Genomic DNA, 24,238 nt, shown 5'->3' with positions numbered 1-24,238 from the left:
ATTTATTTTAGTTAATGGTTAGTTTATAATTTTTCTTTAATAAAATTTGTCATTTTAGTATACAATTGTAGGCGCGTTTTGCCACCATAGATACCATGATTTTTGTCTGGATAAATAGCCCAATCGAATTGTTTGTTCGCCTGAACCAACGCCTCTACCATTTTCATCGTGTTTTGTACATGGACATTATCATCAGCCGTTCCGTGTACTAATAAAAAGTTGCCTTTTAATTTACTTACGTGATTGATTGGCGAATTGTTATCATAACCACTTGCATTTTCTTGTGGCGTTTGCATATAACGCTCCGTGTAAATACTATCGTAATATCGCCAAGAAGTTACTGGAGCTACTGCAATTGCCATTTTGAATACATCAGCACCTTGGAACAAACAGTTAGACGACATGAATCCTCCATAACTCCATCCAAAAATCCCAATTCTTGAAGCATCAACATAATTATACTTTCCAATTACTTTAGCCGCGTCAATTTGATCCTCAACTTCATATTTCCCTAATTCTTTATAAGTACACTTCTTGAAAGCTGCTCCCTTATAACCTGTTCCTCTTCCATCCACACAAGCTACAATATAGCCTTGTTGGGCTAACATCATAAACCAATAATCATTAGTTCCATTCCATGTATTCGCTACTTGTTGAGAACCTGGTCCAGAATATTGGAACATAAAAACAGGATATTTTTTATTTGGATCAAAATTTTTTGGTTTAATCATCCAGGCATTTAATTGATGCCCTTTTTCAGTAGTTAACACGAAAAATTCTTTTGAAATTACATCATATTTTGCTAATTTTTGCTCAACGGCTTCATTTGAAACAATTGTTTTTACAACAGCTCCCGTTTTTGAATCGTTTAAAGTGTAAGTTGGTGCTGAAGTTGCGCTTGAATAGGTATTAATGAAGTATTGGAAATTTGGACTAAAAGTAGCCGAATTGGTTCCTGTTTTTGATGACAATCTTACTTTCGATTTTCCATCGACTTTGATTGCATAAACATCTCTATTTATAGAACCATTTTCAACCGATTGATAATAAATCATTCCCGATTTCTCATCAAAACCGTAATAATTAGTTACTTCCCATTTTCCAGAAGTAATTTGTTTTTTCAATTTCCCTGATTTATCGTAGTGGTAAATATGATTAAAACCATCTTTTTCTGATGTCCAAATAAAACTATTATCTTTTAAGAAAGTTAAATTATCGGTAACATCAACATAAGCAGCATCTTTTTCATTTAAAACGATCTTGGTAGTTCCTGAATTGGCATCAACAAAATGCAAATCCAAATTATTTTGATGACGATTCATAACTTGAACACTCAAAGTAGCCGCATCATTCGTCCATTTGATTCTTGGAATATAAAAATCGTTATAATTTCCTAAATTGATTTTTTTTGTGGTTCCCAATTTTAAATCAAAAATATGCAACGAAACTATGGCATTTCTTTCACCCGCTTTTGGGTACTTGAAAACGGTTTGTGTTGGGTATAACCCTTGATTGTACATATCCATTGAAAATTCAGGAACTTCCGTCTCATCAAATTTGATGTAAGCTATTTTGTTTCCTGTCAGATTCCAATCATAGGCTTTTACAAAAGCAAATTCTTCCTCATAAACCCAATCTGTAATACCGTTGATGATTTTATTCTTTTGTCCGTCCTGTGTAATTTGAATTTTAGCACCGGAAACCAAGTCATGAACATATAAATTGTTTTCAAATGCATATGCAATTTTAGTACCGTCTGCACTAAACGAAGGTTCTTGAATGGGATTAGCTGTAAAACTGTTTACGGTTTTGGAAACAATATCATAAACAAAATATTGCGCTGTGAAAGAATGACGAAAGATTGGATTAGAATTTGTGGCAATTAAAATCTTTTTCTCACTTCTATCGAAGGAATAACTATCAATTGATGATACTTCTGTGTGATTCTTTGTATCAAAAAGCGTACTTACTTTCTCCAAAGTTGCAAAATCGTACAAATCGATTTGAAAACTTTTAGAGCTTCTGTCATAATTTAAAACAGTATATTGGTTTGTGTTCTTCATGGCGCTCAAAGCATCCATTCCTTTTGTTCTGAAAGCTCCGCCCCAAATTTCCTCTAACGTGATATTCTGTTGCGCTTCAACTGATAATGAGCTTACTAGAAAAAGTAAAATTGCTAAACTGTATTTTTTCATAATTTTAAGTTCTTAAAAAACCTTCAATTTTAGTGAAAATATATGAATTAACCATAATTTTAACTTGAATTATTAAAAACAGCATCTCATCAAATTTATTATCTTTGTTGTTTATTGTAATAAAATATGACTCATAACGTAAAAGGTTTCTCCAAACTTTCTAAAGAAGAAAAAATTGATTGGATTACAAATACATATTTCGAAAATCCAGAAGAAGCAAAAGAAAGTATTTTAAAATATTGGAATTCGGATGAAAATTTACAAAAATTACACGACGAATTCATCGAAAATACCTTGACAAACTTTTACCTACCTTATGGTGTTGCGCCAAACTTTACCATCAATGGAAAAAGCTACACCATACCCATGGCAATTGAAGAAAGTTCTGTAGTGGCAGCAGCCTCCAAAGCAGCAAAATTTTGGGGAGAACGTGGTGGTTTTAAAACAAGTATTATCAATACCGAAAAAATTGGCCAAGTTCATTTTCTTTTTCATGGTAATGCAGAAAAAATAACAACTTTTTTCAACAAAATAAAACCAATTTTTTTCGATGATACAAAAGAAATTACCAAAAACATGCAAAAACGTGGTGGCGGGATTTTAAACATCGAATTAAGAGACAAAACCAATGAAATTCCGAATTACTATCAATTACATGCTACTTTTAACACTAAAGACAGCATGGGTGCGAATTTCATCAATACGTGTTTGGAGCAATTTGCTAAAACCTTAGAAAATCAAGCACAAGAGCATACTGATTTTACTACAGACGAAAAAAACATCCAAATCATAATGAGCATTTTAAGCAACTATGTACCAAATTGCTTAGTAAGAGTGGAAGTATCTTGTCCACTTTCCGAAATTTCGGATGACAAAAATATTGACGCAAATGAATTTGCTCAAAAATTTGCAACTGCAGTTCGCATAGCTGAAATAGAACCTTACAGGGCGGTAACCCACAACAAAGGAATCATGAATGGGATTGACGCCGTTGTGTTAGCTACAGGAAATGACTTCAGAGCTGTGGAAGCAGGAATTCATGCTTATGCAAGTAAATCAGGACAATATTCGAGTTTATCGCATGTGAAAATTGAAAACGATATTTTCACTTTTTGGATGGAAATACCATTAGCATTAGGAACCGTTGGTGGGTTAACTTCGTTACATCCATTAGTGAAATTCTCTATGGAATTATTAGGAAAACCTTCTGCAGAAGAATTAATGCAGATTGTTGCCGCAGCTGGATTGGCTCAAAACTTTGCAGCATTACGTTCACTTACAACTACAGGAATTCAACAAGGTCATATGAAAATGCACCTAATGAACATTTTGAACCAACATCATGCTACTAAAGAAGAAAAACAGAAAGTCTTAGATTATTTCAAAGACACAACCGTTTCGCATAGCTTAGTAGTTGACTATCTGGAAAAAATCAGAAGTTAATGAAAACACAAACGTTTTACAGTAACGGAAAATTACTCATCACAGGCGAATACGTTGTTTTAGATGGTGCGAAAGCTTTAGCACTCCCAACAAAATTTGGACAAAGTTTAGTTGTGAAATCAGGAAAAAATTACCAGATCAAATGGACAAGCTTTGATGCCGATAAAAGTGTTTGGTTTGAGGATGTAATTTTATTTGAAGATATAAAACAAAAAAACACCAACGAAAATTATGCTTCTATAAAAAATACCTTGATTGAAATTTTACATCAAGCTTTTATTCAGAATCCCACCTTTTTAGAAAAAGAAGGCTACGAAATTGAAACACACTTAACTTTTCCTCGTCTCTGGGGATTAGGCACTTCCTCTACCCTTATAAATAGCATCGGTGACTGGCTCGAGATTGATGCTTTCGAGTTGTTACAAAAAAGTTTTGGAGGAAGCGGTTATGACATTGCTTGTGCAAAGTCGAATTCACCCCTAGTATATCACTTAGAAAACGAAAAACCACATTTTAAACCCATTCATTTCGACCCCTCGTTCAAAGAAAACATTCATTTTGTGTATTTGAATCAGAAACAAAATAGCAAATTAGCGATCGCCAATTATATGTCGAAACACCACCACGTAAATGCGGTAATTTCAAAAATCAACACCATTACTTACGAAACCATAAATTGTAAAGAAGGAAAAGAATTTGCCAAACTAATGGAGAATCACGAAGTAATTATGAGTGATGTTTTAGAAATTCAAACTATTAAAGAAAAAGTTTTTCTTGATTTCAAAGGTGTTATTAAGAGTTTAGGCGCATGGGGTGGTGATTTTGTAATGGTTATTTCAAAAGACAACCCCAAAGAATACTTCAAAAACAAAGGCTACAATGTAGTACTTTCTTATGAAGAAATGATTCTATAAACACCACTTGACAAACACATGTAAAACAAAAAAACCACTCGAATGAGTGGTTTTTGTGGTACCTCCAGGAATCGAACCAGGGACACATGGATTTTCAGTCCATTGCTCTACCAACTGAGCTAAGGTACCTTTACAATTTAGAGCATTACTGCTTGTTGATTGCGGGTGCAAATATAGAACCATTTTTATATTTTCCAAAACAATTCTAAAAAAAAATCAATTTGTATATTTGTTGCACCTAAAATAAAATCATGCTTATCACTATCGATGTAGGAAATTCAAGAATTAAAGTCGCTGTATTTGAACAAAATACATTAATTGAGTTATTTGTTTTTGAAACAAATGATGCCGAAAAAAAATTTAAAAAAATTTTAAAAAAATATCCAAACGCCACACATTCGACCATATCAAGCGTTGGAAAAATCAATTTTGAGGTATTCGATTATCTTAAAACCAATACCAATCTTCAAATAGTAAGTCACGAAACGAAATTTCCGTTTACGAATTTATATAACACTCCAAAAACACTTGGCATTGATCGCATGGTTGTTGCCGCAGGTGCCGTGTTACAATATCCATCACAAAACCGGCTTATAATTGATGCTGGAACATGTATTACTTATGATTTTGTGGATAAAAAAGACCAGTACTTAGGCGGAGCCATTTCTCCAGGTGTAAAAATACGATACAACAGTTTACATGAATACACAGCAAAACTTCCATTATTAGAAAAAAAAAATATTGAAAATTTTATAGGAGATTCTACAGAAAATGCAATTCACAGTGGAATAATAAACGGAATTTGTTATGAAATAGACGGGTTTATTTCTCAATATTTACTTAAAAATCAAGATTTAACAATAATTTTAACAGGTGGAGATGCAGATTTTTTGGCTAAAAGATTAAAAAGCACCATATTTGCGAACTCAAATTTCTTATTAGAGAGTTTGAATCTTTTATCCATTTATTTACATGAAAATGATTAAAAAAATAATATTTTGCATCAGTTTGTTTGTTACCACTTGTTCTTGGTCTCAAGACAACACTGCTTCTCCATATTCGTATTACGGATTAGGAGAGCCTAAGTTTAGAGGTACTCAAGATGTAAGATCTATGGGAGGTATTGGAATAATGAGCGACAGCTTACAGTTGAACTTACTAAATCCAGCTTCTTATTCTAGACTTCTAACAACCAATTTTTCTATTGGAGGAACTTCTAGTTTCACAACAATGAAAAACAGCAGTGAATCTGAAAAAGTTCAGAGAACAACCTTAGACTACATAGCAGTTGGGTTTCCTGTTGGTAAAATTGGGTTTTCTTTCGGTCTTATGCCCTATTCTGCCGTTGGGTATAGAAATGAGAATACATTTGAGAACACAAATGACCAAACTACAAGAAGGGAAATCAAAAGAGGAGAAGGAAATGTAAACAAAGTTTTTATTGGAACTTCATACAATATCAATAAAAAATTAAGTTTTGGTTTTGAATTGGGATACCATTTTGGTGAAATCACAAATAATTATATTGAATTCATAACAGAACCAGCTGTTCCGCTAGGAACTATAGAAAGAAACAACTCTAACATAAGAGGAATTTCTTTTAATACAGGTTTGTTATACCAAACAAAATTAAATTCGAAATTAAATCTACAAACCAGTTTAACGTTCAGTCCAGAAACAAAATTAAAATCCGACAACACCAGCTACCTAAGTACTGTTTCACTAGGCGCAAACAATATTGAAATTGTTGACAATCAAAACGGACAAGAAATCAATGTGGCTGATACAGAAATTCGATTGCCCTCTAAATTTGGTTTTGGTGCTGGCATAGGAGAATCAAAAAAATGGTTAATTGGTTCTGAAATCGTCTATACTCAAAGCAGCGTATTGACGAATCGTTTTGGAAACCCAGAAAACGCTACTTTTGAAAATGCTACCAAGATTGGTATTGGAGGATACTATATTCCTAAATACGATTCCTTTTCTAGTTACTTTAGTAGAATTGTTTATCGTGCGGGTTTTAGATACGAAAACACAGGTCTTGTTATAAGAAATCAGAGCATAAAAGATTATGGCATGACTTTTGGTTTAGGTTTACCACTCGGAATATCGAAAATTGACTTAGGTTTTGAATTCGGCAAAAGAGGAACAACCAATAATGCATTGATTGAAGAAAATTATTTTAACTTAAATATAGGCCTTTCATTCAGTGACATTTGGTTTAAGAAAAGAAAAATTGATTAATAATTATAGTAAAAAAGAAAATGAAAACTAAATTATCATTATTATTTATAGCATTTGCTAGTTTATTTGTTCAAGCTCAAAACACAGAAGCTTGTACAGAAACCATAAGTTTAATGGGAACGTTAGCAAAAGCTAAAGATGTAGCAGCTTACGATTATTTAGCTACTTTGAGAAAAGAATGCCCTTCTTTTCATAAATCTATCTACACCTATGGTGAAGTAGTTATTGAAATGAAAATTGACAAAGCTACAACTGCCGAAGAAAAAGAAAAGTATGTACGTGATTTAATGAAATTGTATGACGAATACGATGCTAACTTTCCAAACAACGGTGCTGGAAATAAAATGAAAAAAGGGTTACTACTTTTCGATAAAAAAGTGGGTACTGATCAAGAAATTTACGCTTTGTTAGATGATGCATTCAAAACAGATTATGCAAATTTCAGATATGCAAAAGCCATGTATGTTTACTTTGAGTTATTAGTAAAAGACTTCAAAGCGGGTAACAAAGGAATTGAGTTGCAACAAGTATTTGATAAATACGATGATTTATCTGTTAAGTTAGCAGAGGAAGAGAAAGAATTAACAGAAGAAAAAGATGCTTTGTTAAGTAAAGAAGAAGCAGGGCAAGCTTTAACAGATAAAGAAACCAAAAGAAAAGACAGAATTGATAACAGCTTAGAAATATTTGCTGGTGTTACTGCTAGCATGGATGGTATAATTGTGGAATTATCTACATGTGATAAATTAATCCCGTTCTATCAAAAAAGCTTTGAACAAAACAAAAACAACGAGCAGTGGTTAAAAAGAGCAGCAGACCGTTTAGAAGCTAAAGAATGTGACAACAGTCCATTATTTACAAAAATATCTGAAGCACTTTATAAATTGAACCCTAGTGCAGATGCAGCTTACAAATTAGGAGTAGTTGAATATCAAAAAAAGAACACTACTAAAGCGATGGAATATTTTAATCAAGCGGCTAACTTGTACAACGATAACACTAAAAAAGCTAATGTTTATTACAAAATGGCAACCATTTACAGTAAGTCAAACAAAGTACAATCACGCACTTATGCTAGAAAAGCATTATCAGTTAAACCTTCTTACGGTAAAGCATACTTGTTAATTGCTCAATTGTATGGAAGTAGCATCAACGAATGTGGCGACAACCCATTTGACAAAAGAGCTGTTTATTGGTTAGCGGCGCAATATGCAGATAAAGCGGCAGCTACAGACGCTTCTTTAAAAGGTATTGCTAGTAAAACAGCCGCAAGCTACAGAGCAGCAGCACCTACGAAAACAGACATCTTCAACGAAGGAAAAGCGGGACAAAGAATTGCTTTTGGTTGTTGGATTGGAGAAAGTGTTGTTGTACCAAACTTATAAAATGAAGAGATTCATAAAAATAACTATACGAAACATGGTCACGATTTTTATCGTGACTATGTTTTTTTCATGCGAAAGCGACATTCAAAAGGTGAAACAATTGAGTGAAACTTCTTTTATCCCTTCAGGAGAAGCTGATTCATTAAATTTAAAATATACGGATTCTGGAAAAATAAAATCCATATTAGTAAGTCCGAAAATGCTTGACTATAGTTCTATTGACAATCCTTTTACTGAATTTCCTAAAGGCATCAAAGTAACTTTATTTGACAACAAAGGCCTAACCACTACAATAGTATCAAACTACGCCATTTCTTATAAAAGAACCAATATAATTGACCTTCAAGGCGATGTCACGATAACTTCGCATGATGGCAAAAAACTAGAAACAACCCAACTTTATTTTGATCAAAAAAACGAATGGTTTTTCACTGAAAAACATTTCAAATATTCCGACGAATCAGGCGGCTATCTAGAAGGTCCTGGTGTTGATTTCAGTAAAGATTTTAAAATCTTCAATATGCAAAAAAGTAGCGGATTAGTAAACTCGTTTGAAAAGTAATTGTTACTAGTTCCATTAATTTTATTACTTTTGAAAAAAGATACATTATGACTTATTTAAAATTCATCCAGTATATTTATATAATTTTTGCAGGTTTCTTTATCTACGATGCCTACATGAAATTTAAAAACAGCGAAGACTATCTACTTAGTTTAATCATTGCAGGAGTAGCAATAGGAATGTTCTTTTTTAGAAGACATTTTCATAACAAATACCAAAACAAGCAATAGCAAAAAATGGATATCGCCATTATTGGAATTTGCCTACTTCTTTCTGCATTTTTTTCTGGAATGGAAATCGCCTATGTTTCATCAAACAAGGTGTATTTATCTATTGAAAAAAGACAACAAAACTTTCTGGGAACGCTACTTTCAAAACTTATCGACAAGCCATCGCAATTCATAACTGCAATGCTAGTGGGAAACAACTTTGTTTTAGTAGTGTATGGTATTTATTCAGGAGAACTTATTTTAAACTGGCTAGAGGGCTATTTTCAATTGTCACCATTTGCAGGGCTTTTACTCCAAACACTTCTATCTACCGCACTCATACTTATAACAGCAGAATTTTTACCAAAAGTTTTTTTTCAGATTTATGCCAATACTGCTTTTAAACTTTTTGTAGTTCCTGCTTACATTTTTTATCAAATCTTTTATTGGCCCTCAAGATTTACAATTTGGATATCCGATATTATTTTAAAAAAATTTTTCAAAACAGAAGGTGATCAAGTACAAGAATACTTTAGCAAAGTTGAACTCGGAAACTACATATCCGAACAAATGAATAACATTTCAGAAGGAAATGAAATTGACACCGAAATTCAATTTTTCCAAAATGCGCTAGAATTTTCTAATCTAAAGGCGAGAGACATCATGACACCAAGGACCGAATTATGCGGCGTGGATGCTACGTCATCTATAGAAGAACTCAAAAATCTTTTTATAGAAACCGGTTATTCGAAACTACTCATTTATCAAAATTCAATAGACGATATTTTAGGTTATGTTCACTCCTTTGAGTTGTTTAAAAAACCGAAAAATGTCAAAGAAGTGATGATTGCTATTGAGTACATACCTGAAACAATCTATGTAAAAGAAGCATTAGACATCTTAACCAAAAAAAGAAAGAGCATTGCCGTAGTCATCGACGAATATGGAGGCACCTCTGGAATTATAACAATTGAAGATATTATCGAAGAACTTTTTGGCGAAATTGAAGACGAACACGATCTAGAAGAAACCTTAATTGATGAAAAAATCGACGAGAAAAGTTATTTGTTTTCATCCCGACTGGATGTGGAATTCTTGAATGAAAAATACAATTTACAAATTCCAATATCCGATTCTTATACGACACTTGGAGGATTCATAATGAATGCTACAAAAGAAATTCCTCAAAATGAAGCCGTAATTAATATTGAAAATTTTCAAATAACTATACATTCTGCAACCAGTAAAAAAATAGAATTAGTACGATTTACAATAAATCAAGAAAAAAGATAAAAAAACTAGTAAAATTTAACTGAAAATATAAGTTTACTATTTTATTATTAAATAGATAATTGTATTTTCGCCCTCTGAATAAAAAATTAAACATAAATAAAAATGGCAGTTTTATCTAAAATTAGACAGCGCACCGGATTACTTATACTTGTTATTGGATTCTGTTTACTAGCTTTCCTTGTGGGAGATGCTTTTCAAAGTGGAACATTTGGTTCTAATGCAAATGAAGTAGGATCTGTTAATGGTACTGATATATCGTCTCAAGATTTCATGCAACTTGTTGCTATGGCAGAAAAACAAGGACAAGGTATGAGTGCTACACAAGCGCTAAATTCAACTTGGGAACAAGAAGTAAGAAGAATAATCCTTACAGAAGAGTTTGAAAAATTAGGTTTAAAAATTGGTAACGAACAACTTATCAACATTATTAAGCAAAACCCAAATCTTGCTCAAAACCCACAATTTTTAAATGCTGCTGGACAATTTGACGAAAATAAATTTAAAGAATCATTAAAATCGTTAAAAAACGCTCCTAACCAAGACCAATGGTTACAATGGAAAGAATTTGAAAAAAATATTGAACGTTTTGCTGTAGAACAAATGTACAATACCATGATAAAATCAGGGGTATACACCACAAAATCAGAAGGAAAATTCATTCACCAAATGGAGAATGACAAAGTTGATTTTGATTATGTAATGGTGCCTTTTTCTTCAATCAACGACGATCAAGCTAAAGTTACAGACGCTGAAATCATCGATTACATGAAGAAAAATCCAAAAAAATACAAATCAGACGATACGAGAAGCATTGATTTTGTACTTTTTGAAAATAAACCTTCAAAAGAAGACGAAGATGCCATGTTAAACTCAATTAATAGTGTTTTAAATGGTGGTGTCATATACAATAAGGAAACCAACACAAATGATACTATTCCTGGTTTCAAGTCTGTTGCAAATGTTAGCAAATTTGTAAATGACAATTCAGACATCAAATTTGACTCAACTTATTTGGCTAAAAAACAACTTCCTATCGAATTCCAAGAACAATTGTTCAACCTACCTGTAGGTGGTGTTTTTGGACCGTATGTATACAACGGTTACCAATGTATTTCTAGAATGGTAAGTAAAAAAGCGAATTCAAGTGCTAGAGCAAGCCATATCTTATTAGCATACAAAGGTGCTCCTCAATCTAGTGCAACTAGAACAAAAGAAGAAGCACAAGCTTTGGCTAACGACCTATTAGCACAAGCAAAGGCTAACCCTACAAACTTTCCAATGCTTGCCATTGCTAATTCAGACGACCCTGGATCAAAAAACAATGGTGGAGAATATGACAACATCACTCCAGGGCAAATGGTACCACAATTCAATGATTTTGTTTTCAACAACGCTGTAGGAACTATAGGTGTGGTTGAAACTGATTTTGGATTCCACGTAATTAAAGTAAATGAAAAATACGATGCCGTTTTATTAGGAACCGTTGCTCAAAAAATTGAACCTTCTGAAACTACTATGGATGCAACTTATACAAAAGCCAGTAAGTTTGAATCTGACGCCAATGAAAATAACGATTTTGCTGCATTAGCAAAAAAATCAGGGGTTGAAGTAATTCCAGCTACGAACATCAAAGCAATTGATGAGTTTGTTCAAGGTTTAGGTTCACAAAGAGAAATTGTAAGATGGTCCTTTAATTCAGACACAAACACTGGCGACATCAAAAGATTTGACGTTCCTCAAGGATTTGTTATTGCAAAACTAAAAGATAAAAATGAATCTGGATTAATTCCTCTAGACATTGCAAAGCAATCTGTTGAACCAATTCTTAGAAATCAGAAAAAAGCGGAATTGATTAAAAAGAAAATGAACGGCACTTCACTTGAAAAAGTAGCAAATACTTCAGGAGCTTCTGTTTTAACTGCAACGGGAATTACGATTAAAACACCTCTAATACCTAATGTTGGCCCAGAAGCTAAAGTAGTAGGAAAAGCTTTTAACCTAGCTGCTGGTAAAACTTCTGAAATTATCGAAGGAAACTCAGGAATGTTCATGATTAGAACTAAATCAGCAACAAAAGCTCCTGCTGTGGCAAGTTATGCATCTTATATCACACAAGATAAAACACAAAACCAATCTTATGCAATTTCTAAAGCTTACACGGCTTTGAAAGAAAAAGCAGAAATAAAAGATAATAGAGCAAACTTCTAATTTTTGCTTCAAATAAAAAAGGCTGTTTCAAAATGTTGAGACAGCCTTTTTTTATTTAATTTGTTTTATAACATAAGTGACTATACCCCAAATGATAAACTCATTATGTGGAGCTATTTGAATGGGAACATAATTTGGATTTTCTGGCATTAAAAAAACAGCCTCGTCCGTTTTTTTTATTCTTTTTACCGTAAACTCTCCGTCTACAAAACAAACTGCTACAGCGTTATTTCTTGGCTCCAGACTTCTATCAATAACTAAAATATCACCATCGTCAATCCCTGCCCCTATCATTGAGTTTCCACTCGCCTTTGCATAAAAGGTAGCTTCTTTATTCTTAATCAACAAATGATCCAAACTCACCTTTGATTCTTCAAAATCAGCTGCAGGAGAAGGGAAACCTGCTTTAATTTCACTCGAAATAAAAGAGGTTGGTATCGGATTTTCATAATTAGGAACAAAGAAGGTTATTTTTGGATTTACTTGCATTTTACTTCTAGTAATTCATTAAAATTAGTGGTATATCGTTTGGATAAATGATTCTGTTTCATTTTCCAAGTTCGTTTTAAATCTTGTGAAGCTAATCTAAGTTTGCGTTCGCCTGTTTTTGCTTGAACCGCATCCATAACTTCCATGAGCTTTTGATACTTTGGATTTTCTTCTTCAAAAAGTTTAAATTGACGTTGTGAAGAAGGGACGATCTCGGTAACGATAACTCCTGCTTTTTTATAAGCTACACCATCCTGATACAAATCTTTTAACATAGCAATTGCTGCTTGACTGATTGAAAAAGAAGTATTGGAAGAGAAAGGTAAGGTTTGAATACGATAGAAACTATATCGTTCACCATTAGCTTTAAATTTATCCTTTCGTAAATACAAAATAACCGCATTGCAACACGAATTTTGTTTCCGCAATTTTTCAGAACACACACTAGCAAAAGTAACCACACGTTCTTTGAGCTCATTGAAATCAGATATATCCCTCTCAAAACTACGTGTAACCGCTATATTTTTCTTAGCTTTTGGTTCTTCCATTTCCAATACGGATTTTCCTTCTAATTCGTACTTCAAACGCATACCAACCACTCCCATTTCTTTACGAATGAAAGCTTCATTATGAGGCAGTGTAAAATCGTAAGCCGTCTTGATATTTCTAGCTTGCATTTTTTTAGTAAGACGGAAACCTATACCCCAAACATCTTCAATTTTAGTCCACTTTAAGGCTTTTATACGCTTTTCCTCCGTATCGATAACATAGACTCCATTCGTGCGCTCTGGAAACTTTTTAGCTATTTTATTAGCCACTTTAGACAATGCTTTCGTAGGCGCAAAACCAATCCCAATCGGGATACTTAACCATTTTAAAATTCTATATTGGATTTCAGAACCATACACAGTAAGGTCTGGAATTGACATTCCAGAAAAATGTAAGAAAGCTTCGTCGATACTATAAACCTCAACATTTGGCGTATAATGCTCTAAAATTTTCATAACCCTATGACTCAAATCACCATACAAAGCATAATTAGAGGAAAAAACCTGAACATGATGCTGACGTATCAAATTACGAACTTGAAACTCAGGAGCACCCATAGGAATTCCTAATGCCTTAGCTTCACTACTACGCGAAATTATGCAACCATCATTATTAGACAAAACCACAACTGGTTTGCCATTCAAATGCGGTTGAAAAACACGTTCACACGAAACATAAAAATTATTACAATCTACTAAAGCATACATTTGGTAAAGTTACCGCAACTTTTGTAAAAAGAAAATCAGTCAATTGTTAATGTTAATAAAAAACCCAACAACTAGAAAAAGTCGTTGGGCTAGTAAATTATATAAATCAAACTACAGCTAGTCATTCAGTTTTAAAACCGCCATAAACGCCTCTTGCGGAATTTCTACATTTCCAACCTGACGCATACGCTTTTTACCTTTTTTCTGCTTTTCTAAAAGTTTACGTTTACGCGAAATATCGCCACCATAACATTTAGCAGTTACGTCTTTTCTCAATGCTTTAATCGTTTCACGAGCAATAACTTTTGCACCAATTGCTGCCTGAATTGGAATATCAAACTGTTGTCTTGGGATCAATTCTTTTAGCTTCTCACACATTTTTTTACCAATATTATAGGCATTACTTTCGTGAATTAAAGCGGAAAGCGCATCTACTGGTTGTGCATTTAACAACACATCTAAACGAACTAATTTTGATTCGCGCATTCCTATTGGGTGGTAATCAAAAGAAGCATATCCTTTAGAAACAGTTTTTAATCTATCGTAAAAATCAAATACAATTTCCGCTAACGGCATATCGAAATTCAATTCAACACGCTCAGTTGTTAAATACGTTTGATTGGTAATTAAACCACGCTTTTCAATACACAAACTCATTACGTTACCAACGAAATCTGATTTTGTGATGATGGTTGCTTTGATATAAGGCTCTTCTACTCTATCTAATTTTGAAGGCTCAGGCAAATCTGATGGATTATTGACAATTAAGATCGTATCAGGCTCCTTCTTTGTATACGCATGATACGAAACGTTAGGAACCGTAGTAATAACAGTCATATCAAATTCACGTTCTAAACGCTCTTGGATAATTTCCATGTGTAACATCCCTAAGAATCCACATCGGAAACCAAATCCTAAAGCCGCCGAACTCTCAGCAGCAAAAACTAAAGAAGCATCGTTCAACTGCAATTTTTCCATTGAAGCACGCAAATCTTCATAATCTTCTGTATCAACAGGGTAAATTCCAGCAAAAACCATTGGTTTTACATCTTCAAATCCCTGAATAGCGTTTGTTGTAGGTTCTTTTGCATCGGTAATCGTGTCTCCCACTTTTACTTCTTTTGCTTCTTTAATTCCAGAAACTAAGTACCCAACATCTCCAGTCGAAATTACACTTTTTGGAACTTGATTTAATTTCAATGTCCCAACTTCATCGGCATAATATTCGTTTCCAGTCGCCATGAACTTAATCTTCTGCCCTTTTTTAATTTCTCCATTTAGCACACGGAAAATAACTTCAATTCCTCTAAACGGATTGTAATGCGAATCAAAAATCAAGGCTTGAAGCGGCTCATTTGGATCTCCTTTTGGAGCTGGAATTTTCTCAATAATAGCGGCCAAAATATTTTCAACCCCAAAACCTGTTTTTCCAGAAGCATGAATAATATCTTCTAAATCACACCCAAGCAAATCAATGATATCATCACTAACCTCCTCTGGATTAGCACTTGGTAAATCTACTTTATTTAAAACTGGAATAATTTCCAAATCGTTTTCTAAAGCCAAATATAAATTTGAAATCGTTTGTGCCTGAATACTTTGCGCTGCATCTACAATCAACAAAGCCCCTTCACAAGCAGCAATGGAACGCGAAACCTCATATGAGAAATCCACGTGACCTGGAGTGTCAATCAAATTCAAAATATATTGTTCCCCTTTGTAGGTATACTCCATTTGAATAGCGTGACTTTTTATGGTAATCCCACGTTCGCGCTCTAAGTCCATGTTATCCAATAACTGAGCTTTTTCTTCACGAGCGGTAACGGTTTGCGTAGCACCTAATAAACGGTCTGCCAACGTACTTTTTCCGTGGTCAATGTGTGCAATAATGCAGAAATTTCTAATATGTTTCATCTTTCAATGTAAAGTTCAGGTACAAGAGCCATTTTCATCCTCAAAACTCTTGTTCGTTTAATCTGCAAATATAAAGCAAAGTTTTGATTTATAAGGCTGAAACTTGAAACCTTAAACTTGAAACCAACAAAAATTCGTATTTTTGCAAAAAAATTGAAGCACCATGCCTAAAATTGGTAACATCATACTACCCGATTTTCCTTTATTATTAGCCCCGATGGAAGATGTAAGCGACCCACCATTTCGTCGTTTATGCAAATTACATGGAGCCGATCTAATGTATTCTGAATTTATTTCTTCGGAAGGATTGATTCGTGATGCCATGAAAAGCAAACAGAAATTGGATATTTTCGATTACGAACGTCCAGTTGGAATTCAGATTTTTGGTGGTGATGAAGAAGCGATGGAAATGTCGTCGCGAATTGTAGATGCCGTTCAACCTGATTTGGTAGATATTAATTTTGGTTGCCCAGTAAAAAAAGTAGTTTGCAAAGGTGCTGGTGCTGGTGTTTTGAAAGATGTCGATTTAATGATTCGCTTAACGAAAGCCGTTATCAAAGGAACGAGTTTACCTGTTACCGTAAAAACGCGTTTAGGTTGGGATGAGAGTTCAATAAACATTGATGAAGTTGCAGAACGTTTACAAGATATTGGTGTGCAAGCTTTAACCATACACGCTAGAACTCGTGCGCAAATGTACAAAGGCCATTCCGATTGGTCACACATTCAGCGTGTGAAGGAAAACCCTAGAATTACGATGCCGATTTTTGGAAATGGCGATATTGATTCTCCTGAAAAAGCATTAGAATACAAAAACAAATACGGTTTAGATGGTATGATGATTGGTCGTGCTGCGATTGGTTATCCGTGGATTTTTAATGAAATTAAACATTATTTCGCCACAGGAGAAAAATTAGCACAACCAAGCATGACCGACCGAATTGAAGCCGCAAGAAATCACTTAATTTGGAGTATCGAATGGAAAGGCGAACGTTTAGGTATCAACGAAATGCGTCGTCACTACACCAATTATTTCAAAGGCATTCACGGTTTTAAAGAATACAAACAAAAATTGGTTACCACAGATGGTATCAATCAATTATTAGATGTATTTACTGAGATTGAGCAGGTGTATGCGGATTATGTTTTTGAGGAAAATAAACAATGAAACGGTTTTTGTGCCGAACTTGTTTGAGCATCTTATCTTTTAAAATGATGAGATTCTGAAACAAGTTCAGAATGACAGAACTCCTATTCTCTACCCATGATACACTCTAGAAAACACTATTTTACCCTCTTTAATTTCTAAAACTTCAGCTACTAACATATCAGCTTCACCAGCTACTTGACGTGTGTATTCCATGAAAACTCTGTCGGTGTTAGCGGTTAATGAGGTTACTTTGTAGTGTAACGTTGGCAATCTATCAAAAGCATCTTGCCACCAAACGCGCATCGCTTCTTTTCCGATGATTAAACCATTGGTTTCGGGTTGACGCATTTTTAATTTCGGACTGAAATGTTGGGCTTCGTTGTCGTATAATTCTAATAGCTTTTCTAAATTTTTTGCATTAAAAGCATCAAACCATCGAATGGCGATTTGTTGTAGTTGATTTGGCATAGATTACATTATTTTATTTGCAACACATAGACATATAGGTTTCATAGTTTTAAAAAAAGGTCGTTTCACTGCGCATAGAAAACATAGCGTTATGGAAAATCATAAAAAAAGACACATAAAATAATCTATGTGCCTATGTGTTTCAAAAAAATACGTTTAAGCATTTTTAAGGTTGATGATTTCTTGTTCCGTTAAAAATCGCCAATCGCCTCTTGGTAAGTTTTTCTTAGTTAAACCGGCAAACGTTACACGGTCCACTTTTAAAACATCGTATTTTAAATGTTCGAAAATTCTACGAACGATTTTTACGTTTGAAGTTTTCATTTTTAAACCAATTTCACTTTTTGGCTGATCTTCAATATAAGTAATTTCTTCCACGTAAACTCTATGATCGTCAATCGTTAATCCCTTTTGGATGCGTTCTAAATCTTCAAACTTTAAGTTCTTATCTAACGAAACTTGATATACTTTAGAAGAACGTTGATTTGGAGCGGTGAATTTTTGGATAATTTCAGTATCATTGGTAAACAACAACAAACCAGTTGTCGTTTTATCCATTCTTCCTACAGGCATTAAATTGGCTTTTGATGCACCACGAACTAAATCTAAAACATTAGCTGAACCTGGCGAATCATCTCCTGCTGTAGAGAAATTTTTCGGTTTATTTAATAAGACATACTCTTTCTTTTCTGGCGTAATATTTACCCCATCAAACTGAACGGTATCCGTTAATTTTACTTTATAACCCATTTCGGTAACTACCACACCATTCACCTTTACATTTCCGCTTTGAATATAAATATCCGCATCTCTTCGGCTACACATACCCGAATTAGAAATATAACGATTTAAACGAATTTCATCTGGATTAGATGGTTTTTTTGGAGACTTTGGTGCTTTAGGTGCTTCTTTAGCTCCGGATGTTGCAGGATCTGCCTTGGTTTTAAACTTTGAAGGCGCTTTACGAATTGGAGAATTTCCTCTTGAATTACTATCTTTTTTGTAACCTCCTTGTCTTCCTGAACCCGGACGACTTTTATCGCTATCTTGATGACGTGACATATTATAAACAATTTGTGCAAAGATATAACTAATATATGGAAATCAATTTTTTGCCGTGAATTAAAACGGAAGGCTCAATTAAAACTATGCAAAAAACACCTGAAACAATGATGAATTTCAGCAAAAAATGAAGTTTTAAATATTCCGTTTTTGAAGTTGCTTTCCATAAAAGTAAAACAAAAAAAAGCAAAGCCATTAAACTCAAGTAAAAGTAGATATCCATGTAACCCACATCATACACTTCAATTAAAAAATAAACCGGAAATAAGGTCGAAATTGTTAAAACCGAAATAATAGATTTGGCCATTTTCTCTCCAAAAACCACTGGAATTGTTCTGTATTCTGCTATTAAATCTCCTTCAATATTTTCTAAATCTTTAATTAATTCCCGAATTAAAATCAATGAAAATAAAAACGTAGCATGAGCAAAAATAACTTCGTAAAAGTTTTTATAGTACATCAAAACTCCAAAGAAAGGCAAAACCGCTAAAACTGCTGCCGTGACATTTCCAATCAAGAACATCTTTTTCAATTTGTGCGAATAAAACCAAATTAGAAAAATATAGGTCGAAAAGAACAAAACCGCCCACCACGAAATGAAAAACATCAACAAAGCAACGATGAAATTAATTCCGAAATAGACTTTTAACTTCGTTTCCTGACTCACCAATCGGTCAATCATAGCTTTTTTTGGGCGATTGATTAAATCCTTTTTCGCATCGTAAAAATTATTGATAATATAACCCGAAGCAATGGTTAAAATTGAAGCAACGACGATTAAAAACAAACGCCAATCGAGGATAATGTCCAAAGCGCGTTTTTCAGGAGCCAAAATAAAAATGGCAGAAAGATACTGTGCAAGGGCTATTACCCAAATATTGTATCCTCTAATCACAGAAAAGAAGCTGAAGATTTTAGTAAGGACTAATTTGGATTTGCGTGTAAGCATTTCTCTTGAGGTTTAGGGTTATGGGTGATTGGTAATTGGTATGAGAATATAAAAACCCATTACCTATTACCAATAACCTATTACCTATCTAAAAGTTATAAACTACTTCTAATTTATAGTCTTTCAAAGATTCTTTTGCTTTGTCTAAATCTTGGGTAAATCCTAAAATGTAACCACCACCGCCAGAACCACACAATTTTAAGTAATAATCGTTGGTATCGATTCCTTTTTGCCATACTTGGTGGAATTGTTCTGGAATCATCGGTTTAAAGTTATTCAAAACCACTTTCGATAATTGTTTGGTGTTTTCTAACAAGGATTTTACATCGCCATGTAAGAAGTTATCCACACATGCATCGGTATATTTTATGAACTGGGATTTTAACATGTTTCGGAAACCGTTATCCTTTAAGTTTTCCATAAAAATCGAAACCATTGGAGCGGTTTCACCCACAATTCCTGAATCAATTAAGAAAACCGCACCTTTTCCTTGTGTGCTTTGTGTTGGAATTCCCGTTGCTTCTATGTTATCTTTTGAGTTAATTAAAATTGGAATACTTAAATAACTGTTCAATGGATCTAAACCTGAACTTTTTCCATGGAAAAACGATTCCATTTGAGAGAAAATCGTTTTTAATTGCAATAATTTTTCACGCGTTAAATTCTCTAAAACCGTGATTTTATCATTAGCATATTTATCGTAAATCGCAGCAACTAAAGCACCGCTACTTCCTACTCCATATCCTTGCGGAATACTCGAATCGAAATACATTCCGTTGTTTACATCTTGTTTTAAAACTTCTAAATTAAAAGTTACCAATTCAGGCTGTTCCGCTTGTAATTGCGCCAAGTAAACAACGAACTTTTTTAAACTTTCATTAGATTTCACAGCACTTTCAGACGAATTTCCATCACTTTTTAAAGCACCATTGTAAAAATTATAAGGAATTGAAAGTCCTTTCGAATCTTGGATAATTCCGTATTCTCCGAAAAGTAATATTTTTGAGTAAAAAAGTGGTCCTTTCATTTTTAGTATTCAGTTTACAGTTTATAGTAATCAGATTTTTAATTTCTTTGGGTTTTGTCTTGTATCAAAAACAGCAACCATTACAATATGCTTTTCATTATAATGATAAAAAGGTGTATTCTGTTTTGCAACCACACACTTTCTAAATTTAACATTTTTACTTGAAACAGGAAATGATTCTGGACTTTTTGCTACAATCTTCAAAACTAAATGAAGCTTATTCACAAAATCATCTTTAACTTTCAAATTCCATTTTAACACCAAATATTCAAAAAGCTGATTCAATTCATTCTGAGCTCTTGGCGTTATTACAATTTCTCTCATTATTTCAAATGTGGCTTGATAAAATCGTCAAAAGAAGAAAATTCTCCCTTTTCATATTGCTCCATTGATTCGTTTAGAATATTTTGTTGCTCTTCCGTTAAATCATCCCACCAATCTTTATCTTCTTTTTGGAAAATTTTCCTAATAGCTTGTAATACCAAAGGATTTTCTGTTTCCATCAGCATTTTCATAAGCTCTAATTTTTCCAATCGAATGTCCATTTTTATTGAAATCTATGGTAAATATACGAATTATTTTAATTGATTTGCACCATTTCCAATTTGGTCACAAATATACTGACCATTTTGACAATAGCCAACTAATTCATCTTGAATAAATTGCAATACGTTTTCTTTCACATTTTCAGGATACAAAACGTGTACATTGGCACCAGCATCTAACGTAAAACAAACCGGGATTTGAGTCTCATCTCTAAACTTCCAAATTTTATTGATAATTTCCAATGTATTGGGTTTCATCAAAATGAAATACGGCATTGAAGTCATCATCATTGCATGTAACGTCAAAGCTTCGCTTTCCACAATTTTGATAAACTCTTCCACATTTCCTGAGGATAAAAGCGTTTTTATTTGGGATAAATTTTCGTGAGCTTGAGCAAAACGTCTTTCGGCATAAGGATGATTATGCATTAAATCGTGCCCAACCGTACTCGAAACTTGCTTTTCTCCTTTATCTACCAATAAAATCGTGTCTTGATAGTTTTTGAAGTTGGAATGAATTTCCGAAAATTCCACTCCAAACAAATCCGAACTCCCATTAATTTGAACATGATTTCCCCAAACAACCACTTCCCCTTTGATGCTTCTGCACGCACTTCCACTTCCTAATCTTGCTAAAAATGAAGCTTTTGAATAAAAATAGTCATCAGAAATAGCTGGATTAATTGCTTTCTCCAAACTCATGATATTCATCGCTAAAGCTGCCATTCCGGATGCGGAAGAAGCAATTCCTGAACTGTGAGGAAAGGTATTCTGAGTATCAATTTTAAAATGATATTCTTTCAAAAACGGACAATATTTTTCAATTCTTTCAAAGAATTTTTGAATTTTCGGCTTAAAATCTTCTTTCGGTTTTCCTTCAAAAAGTAAATCAAACGAAAAACTAGAGTTCTCCGACTTTTTTACCACGTCTAATTTAGTAATTGTCTTGCAATTGTTTAACGTAAAACTTATTGAAGGATTCGCTGGAATTTGGTTTTCTTTCTTGCCCCAATATTTCACTAAGGCAATATTACTAGGCGCGCTCCATTCGAAACTAGCGGAATCAATAGTATTATATGAGGTGGCGATAAAATCTTTTTCGGCAAGCATAGCTTAAAATTTTGACAAAAATACCGATTTTGATTGATTTGTTCCCTTGATATTTCGTTAATTTGCCTATAAAATTAAAAAGATGAACAAATACCTTAAAATCATATATTGTGTTGCCATTTGTTTGGCTGTTGGTTATTTATCAAGTAATGTAACACAATCAAGCATTACTACTTGGTATCCCGAAATTAAAAAACCGAGTTTTAATCCGCCTAATTGGGTTTTTGCTCCCGTTTGGACAATGCTTTTTATTCTAATGGGAATTGCCGCTGGAATGGTGTGGAACAAATTAGAAACCAACAAAGAATTGGTAAAAAAAGGGTTGCTGTTTTTTACTGTTCAATTGCTTCTAAATGCCTTGTGGTCTTATCTATTCTTTGGGCTGAATAATATTTTATTAGCTTTAATCGAGATTATTTTACTTTGGTTAATCATTTATGAAACCTATCATATTTTCAAACAAATAGACAAAAGAGCTTCATATTTATTGATTCCGTATTTAGCTTGGGTTGGATTTGCAACGATTTTAACGGGAAGTATTTATTGGTTGAATCGATAGTTATAAGCACTTATTGAGCGATATTCTCAGCAACAATAAATCCGCCTGTCCAAGCATTTTGAAAGTTAAAACCACCTGTTATTGCATCGATATTAAGAATCTCTCCAGCGAAAAACAGATTTGGTAAAACTTTGCTTTCCATAGTTTTGAAATTCACTTCTTTTAAGTCGATTCCGCCAGCGGTAACGAATTCTTCTTTGAAAGTACTTTTTCCATTTACCTGAAATTCAGCATTCGTTAATTGTTCGGCTAACGTATTTAGTTGTTTTTTGTTGACATCGGCCCATTTGGTTTCTTCAGTAATTCCGGAAGCTTTAACCAAATTTTCCCAAAGTCGTTTTGGTAAATCGAAATGTGCGTATTTAGAAACTAATTTTTTAGAATTTTCTTCCTTAATTTCTTTTAAAAAATCAATTGTATCTTCAAAATCAGAATCGTTTAACCAATTGACTTGAATAGCAAACTGATATTTTTTATCTGCCAATTCTCGAGCTCCCCAGGCAGAAAGACGTAAAATTCCTGGACCGCTCATTCCCCAATGGGTAATCAACAAAGGTCCAGATGCTTGTAGCTTTGATTTCTTTACTTTTACAGAAGCAAAAGTCGAAAGTCCCATCAAATCTTTGATTCGGACATCCTTGATGTTAAACGTAAATAAAGAAGGAACGGGTTCGATAATCGAGTGACCTAAATTTTGCATCAATTCCCACATCTTTGGATTACTCCCTGTTGCCATCACCACTTTTTGACAACTAAAAACTTCTTGATGGGTAGAAATTTTCCAATAATTTTCACCTCGATTCAGTTCTTGAACACTTTGCCCCGTTAAAACATCGATTTTAAGTTTTTGAGTTGCTTTTAAAAAACAATCAATTATCGTTTGAGACGAATTAGAAACAGGAAACATTCGTCCGTCATCTTCAATTTTAAGTGCCACTCCATGTTTTTCAAACCATTCAATGGTATCTCCAGAGCAAAATTGATGAAACGGCCCACGGAGTTCTTTTTCTCCTCTTGGATAAAATTTAACCAGTTCATTTGGTACAAAACAAGCATGGGTAACATTACAACGACCACCGCCAGAAATGCGCACTTTTTCTAAAACGCTTTTCCCTCTCTCTAAAATAGCTACTTTTAAGTTTGGATGCTTTTCTACAATGTTGATTGCAGTAAAAAATCCAGCAGCTCCTCCGCCGATGATGATGATGTCGTATTTTGAATTCAATTGATTTTATTTTTGCAAATATCGGTAATTT

General features: G+C 33.6%; 23 protein-coding genes and 1 tRNA gene. 11 read left to right on the top strand and 13 right to left on the bottom strand.

The genetic code is table 11. The features are described from left to right. Positions 1-23: 23 nt before the first annotated feature. Positions 24-2,195: a S9 family peptidase gene (locus BUE95_RS05400; protein WP_073582135.1), complete on the bottom strand. Its 2,172-nt coding sequence runs from the start codon at positions 2,193-2,195 to the stop codon at positions 24-26. Between the two features lie 126 nt (positions 2,196-2,321). On the opposite strand from BUE95_RS05400, the gene BUE95_RS05395 reads away from it, so the two are divergent. Continuing rightward, entirely contained in the window at positions 2,322-3,638 is a 1,317-nt protein-coding gene (locus BUE95_RS05395; protein ID WP_073582133.1) for a hydroxymethylglutaryl-CoA reductase, degradative, read from the top strand. Next, the gene (locus BUE95_RS05390; RefSeq protein WP_073582131.1) at positions 3,638-4,552 is read left to right on the top strand and encodes a GYDIA family GHMP kinase; all 915 of its coding nucleotides are present in this window, start codon (positions 3,638-3,640) and stop codon (positions 4,550-4,552) included. Before BUE95_RS05395 ends, BUE95_RS05390 begins: the two co-directional genes overlap by 1 nt. Positions 4,553-4,608: 56 nt before the next feature. Here the strand turns inward: BUE95_RS05390 and BUE95_RS05385 are convergent. Continuing rightward, a tRNA-Phe gene (locus BUE95_RS05385) sits at positions 4,609-4,681 on the bottom strand. A gap of 122 nt (positions 4,682-4,803) precedes the next feature. Here BUE95_RS05385 and BUE95_RS05380 point away from each other — a divergent pair. From BUE95_RS05380 to BUE95_RS05350, 7 genes are all read left to right on the top strand, one after another. Further along, the gene (locus BUE95_RS05380; protein WP_073582129.1) at positions 4,804-5,538 is read left to right on the top strand and encodes a type III pantothenate kinase; all 735 of its coding nucleotides are present in this window, start codon (positions 4,804-4,806) and stop codon (positions 5,536-5,538) included. Then, entirely contained in the window at positions 5,531-6,796 is a 1,266-nt protein-coding gene (locus tag BUE95_RS05375; RefSeq protein ID WP_073582468.1) for a BamG family beta-barrel-assembly machinery protein, read from the top strand. The genes BUE95_RS05380 and BUE95_RS05375 overlap by 8 nt, the downstream gene beginning before the upstream one ends. 20 nt (positions 6,797-6,816) lie before the next feature. Next, on the top strand, positions 6,817-8,181 hold the full coding sequence (locus BUE95_RS05370; RefSeq protein WP_073582127.1) for a tetratricopeptide repeat protein: 1,365 nt from the start codon (positions 6,817-6,819) through the stop codon (positions 8,179-8,181). Position 8,182: 1 nt separating this feature from the next. Then, on the top strand, positions 8,183-8,743 hold the full coding sequence (lptC, locus tag BUE95_RS05365) for an LPS export ABC transporter periplasmic protein LptC (protein WP_073582125.1): 561 nt from the start codon (positions 8,183-8,185) through the stop codon (positions 8,741-8,743). 47 nt (positions 8,744-8,790) lie between these two features. Then, complete coding sequence (locus BUE95_RS05360; RefSeq protein ID WP_073582123.1) at positions 8,791-8,973, top strand: hypothetical protein; 183 nt, start codon at positions 8,791-8,793, stop codon at positions 8,971-8,973. Between the two features lie 6 nt (positions 8,974-8,979). Next, positions 8,980-10,245, top strand: coding sequence for a hemolysin family protein (locus BUE95_RS05355; RefSeq protein ID WP_073582121.1), 1,266 nt, complete (start codon positions 8,980-8,982; stop codon positions 10,243-10,245). A 102-nt stretch (positions 10,246-10,347) separates the two neighbouring features. Continuing rightward, positions 10,348-12,453: a peptidylprolyl isomerase gene (locus BUE95_RS05350; protein ID WP_073582119.1), complete on the top strand. Its 2,106-nt coding sequence runs from the start codon at positions 10,348-10,350 to the stop codon at positions 12,451-12,453. Positions 12,454-12,504: 51 nt separating this feature from the next. Here the strand turns inward: BUE95_RS05350 and BUE95_RS05345 are convergent, their stop codons facing one another. The 3 genes from BUE95_RS05345 to lepA all read right to left on the bottom strand — a co-directional run bounded on the left by BUE95_RS05345 (position 12,505) and on the right by lepA (position 16,112). Next, positions 12,505-12,942: a LexA family protein gene (locus tag BUE95_RS05345; protein ID WP_073582117.1), complete on the bottom strand. Its 438-nt coding sequence runs from the start codon at positions 12,940-12,942 to the stop codon at positions 12,505-12,507. Then, positions 12,933-14,198: a Y-family DNA polymerase gene (locus BUE95_RS05340; RefSeq protein WP_073582115.1), complete on the bottom strand. Its 1,266-nt coding sequence runs from the start codon at positions 14,196-14,198 to the stop codon at positions 12,933-12,935. The genes BUE95_RS05345 and BUE95_RS05340 overlap by 10 nt, the downstream gene beginning before the upstream one ends. 117 nt (positions 14,199-14,315) lie before the next feature. Next, positions 14,316-16,112 (bottom strand): translation elongation factor 4, encoded by a 1,797-nt coding sequence (lepA, locus tag BUE95_RS05335; RefSeq protein ID WP_073582113.1) that lies wholly within the window; start codon positions 16,110-16,112, stop codon positions 14,316-14,318. 163 nt (positions 16,113-16,275) lie between these two features. On the opposite strand from lepA, the gene dusB reads away from it, so the two are divergent. Continuing rightward, on the top strand, positions 16,276-17,280 hold the full coding sequence (gene dusB / locus BUE95_RS05330) for a tRNA dihydrouridine synthase DusB (protein WP_073582111.1): 1,005 nt from the start codon (positions 16,276-16,278) through the stop codon (positions 17,278-17,280). 90 nt (positions 17,281-17,370) lie between these two features. Here the strand turns inward: dusB and BUE95_RS05325 are convergent, their stop codons facing one another. The 7 genes from BUE95_RS05325 to BUE95_RS05295 all read right to left on the bottom strand — a co-directional run bounded on the left by BUE95_RS05325 (position 17,371) and on the right by BUE95_RS05295 (position 22,423). Continuing rightward, positions 17,371-17,730 (bottom strand): nuclear transport factor 2 family protein, encoded by a 360-nt coding sequence (locus BUE95_RS05325; protein ID WP_073582109.1) that lies wholly within the window; start codon positions 17,728-17,730, stop codon positions 17,371-17,373. Positions 17,731-17,886: 156 nt separating this feature from the next. Further along, entirely contained in the window at positions 17,887-18,792 is a 906-nt protein-coding gene (locus BUE95_RS05320; RefSeq protein WP_073582107.1) for a pseudouridine synthase, read from the bottom strand. Positions 18,793-18,820: 28 nt separating this feature from the next. After that, positions 18,821-19,741 carry a geranylgeranylglycerol-phosphate geranylgeranyltransferase gene (locus BUE95_RS05315; protein ID WP_073582105.1) on the bottom strand — a complete coding sequence of 307 codons (921 nt, stop codon included), beginning with the start codon at positions 19,739-19,741 and terminating at the stop codon, positions 18,821-18,823. An 88-nt stretch (positions 19,742-19,829) separates the two neighbouring features. Further along, on the bottom strand, positions 19,830-20,768 hold the full coding sequence (locus BUE95_RS05310; protein ID WP_073582103.1) for a mevalonate kinase family protein: 939 nt from the start codon (positions 20,766-20,768) through the stop codon (positions 19,830-19,832). 30 nt (positions 20,769-20,798) lie between these two features. After that, entirely contained in the window at positions 20,799-21,092 is a 294-nt protein-coding gene (locus BUE95_RS05305) for a type II toxin-antitoxin system RelE/ParE family toxin (RefSeq protein ID WP_234977627.1), read from the bottom strand. After that, on the bottom strand, positions 21,092-21,301 hold the full coding sequence (locus BUE95_RS05300; RefSeq protein ID WP_234977626.1) for a hypothetical protein: 210 nt from the start codon (positions 21,299-21,301) through the stop codon (positions 21,092-21,094). Before BUE95_RS05300 ends, BUE95_RS05305 begins: the two co-directional genes overlap by 1 nt. A 42-nt stretch (positions 21,302-21,343) precedes the next feature. Then, positions 21,344-22,423, bottom strand: coding sequence for a diphosphomevalonate decarboxylase (locus tag BUE95_RS05295; protein ID WP_073582097.1), 1,080 nt, complete (start codon positions 22,421-22,423; stop codon positions 21,344-21,346). A gap of 82 nt (positions 22,424-22,505) precedes the next feature. Between BUE95_RS05295 and BUE95_RS05290 the strand changes: the two genes are divergently transcribed. After that, the gene (locus BUE95_RS05290) at positions 22,506-22,982 is read left to right on the top strand and encodes a TspO/MBR family protein (protein WP_073582095.1); all 477 of its coding nucleotides are present in this window, start codon (positions 22,506-22,508) and stop codon (positions 22,980-22,982) included. Positions 22,983-22,992: 10 nt separating this feature from the next. Here the strand turns inward: BUE95_RS05290 and BUE95_RS05285 are convergent, their stop codons facing one another. Continuing rightward, positions 22,993-24,207 (bottom strand): BaiN/RdsA family NAD(P)/FAD-dependent oxidoreductase, encoded by a 1,215-nt coding sequence (locus tag BUE95_RS05285; protein WP_073582093.1) that lies wholly within the window; start codon positions 24,205-24,207, stop codon positions 22,993-22,995. Positions 24,208-24,238: the final 31 nt, after the last annotated feature.

Source organism: Flavobacterium cucumis, from assembly GCF_900148835.1.
Taxonomy (GTDB): Bacteria; Bacteroidota; Bacteroidia; order Flavobacteriales; family Flavobacteriaceae; genus Flavobacterium; species Flavobacterium cucumis.
The sequence above is the reverse complement of the archived record's forward strand: the minus strand, read 5'-3'. Positions and strand labels throughout refer to the sequence as shown.

Bases quoted from the DNA above. Each gene is read 5' to 3' on its own strand.
- BUE95_RS05400 (WP_073582135.1), bottom strand. From the start codon at position 2,195: ATGAAAAAATACAGTTTAGCAATTTTACTTTTTCTAGTAAGCTCATTA.
- BUE95_RS05395 (WP_073582133.1), top strand. From the start codon at position 2,322: ATGACTCATAACGTAAAAGGTTTCTCCAAACTTTCTAAAGAAGAAAAA.
- BUE95_RS05390 (WP_073582131.1), top strand. From the start codon at position 3,638: ATGAAAACACAAACGTTTTACAGTAACGGAAAATTACTCATCACAGGC.
- BUE95_RS05380 (WP_073582129.1), top strand. From the start codon at position 4,804: ATGCTTATCACTATCGATGTAGGAAATTCAAGAATTAAAGTCGCTGTA.
- BUE95_RS05375 (WP_073582468.1), top strand. From the start codon at position 5,531: ATGATTAAAAAAATAATATTTTGCATCAGTTTGTTTGTTACCACTTGT.
- BUE95_RS05370 (WP_073582127.1), top strand. From the start codon at position 6,817: ATGAAAACTAAATTATCATTATTATTTATAGCATTTGCTAGTTTATTT.
- lptC (WP_073582125.1), top strand. From the start codon at position 8,183: ATGAAGAGATTCATAAAAATAACTATACGAAACATGGTCACGATTTTT.
- BUE95_RS05360 (WP_073582123.1), top strand. From the start codon at position 8,791: ATGACTTATTTAAAATTCATCCAGTATATTTATATAATTTTTGCAGGT.
- BUE95_RS05355 (WP_073582121.1), top strand. From the start codon at position 8,980: ATGGATATCGCCATTATTGGAATTTGCCTACTTCTTTCTGCATTTTTT.
- BUE95_RS05350 (WP_073582119.1), top strand. From the start codon at position 10,348: ATGGCAGTTTTATCTAAAATTAGACAGCGCACCGGATTACTTATACTT.
- BUE95_RS05345 (WP_073582117.1), bottom strand. From the start codon at position 12,942: ATGCAAGTAAATCCAAAAATAACCTTCTTTGTTCCTAATTATGAAAAT.
- BUE95_RS05340 (WP_073582115.1), bottom strand. From the start codon at position 14,198: ATGTATGCTTTAGTAGATTGTAATAATTTTTATGTTTCGTGTGAACGT.
- lepA (WP_073582113.1), bottom strand. From the start codon at position 16,112: ATGAAACATATTAGAAATTTCTGCATTATTGCACACATTGACCACGGA.
- dusB (WP_073582111.1), top strand. From the start codon at position 16,276: ATGCCTAAAATTGGTAACATCATACTACCCGATTTTCCTTTATTATTA.
- BUE95_RS05325 (WP_073582109.1), bottom strand. From the start codon at position 17,730: ATGCCAAATCAACTACAACAAATCGCCATTCGATGGTTTGATGCTTTT.
- BUE95_RS05320 (WP_073582107.1), bottom strand. From the start codon at position 18,792: ATGTCACGTCATCAAGATAGCGATAAAAGTCGTCCGGGTTCAGGAAGA.
- BUE95_RS05315 (WP_073582105.1), bottom strand. From the start codon at position 19,741: ATGCTTACACGCAAATCCAAATTAGTCCTTACTAAAATCTTCAGCTTC.
- BUE95_RS05310 (WP_073582103.1), bottom strand. From the start codon at position 20,768: ATGAAAGGACCACTTTTTTACTCAAAAATATTACTTTTCGGAGAATAC.
- BUE95_RS05305 (WP_234977627.1), bottom strand. From the start codon at position 21,092: ATGAGAGAAATTGTAATAACGCCAAGAGCTCAGAATGAATTGAATCAG.
- BUE95_RS05295 (WP_073582097.1), bottom strand. From the start codon at position 22,423: ATGCTTGCCGAAAAAGATTTTATCGCCACCTCATATAATACTATTGAT.
- BUE95_RS05290 (WP_073582095.1), top strand. From the start codon at position 22,506: ATGAACAAATACCTTAAAATCATATATTGTGTTGCCATTTGTTTGGCT.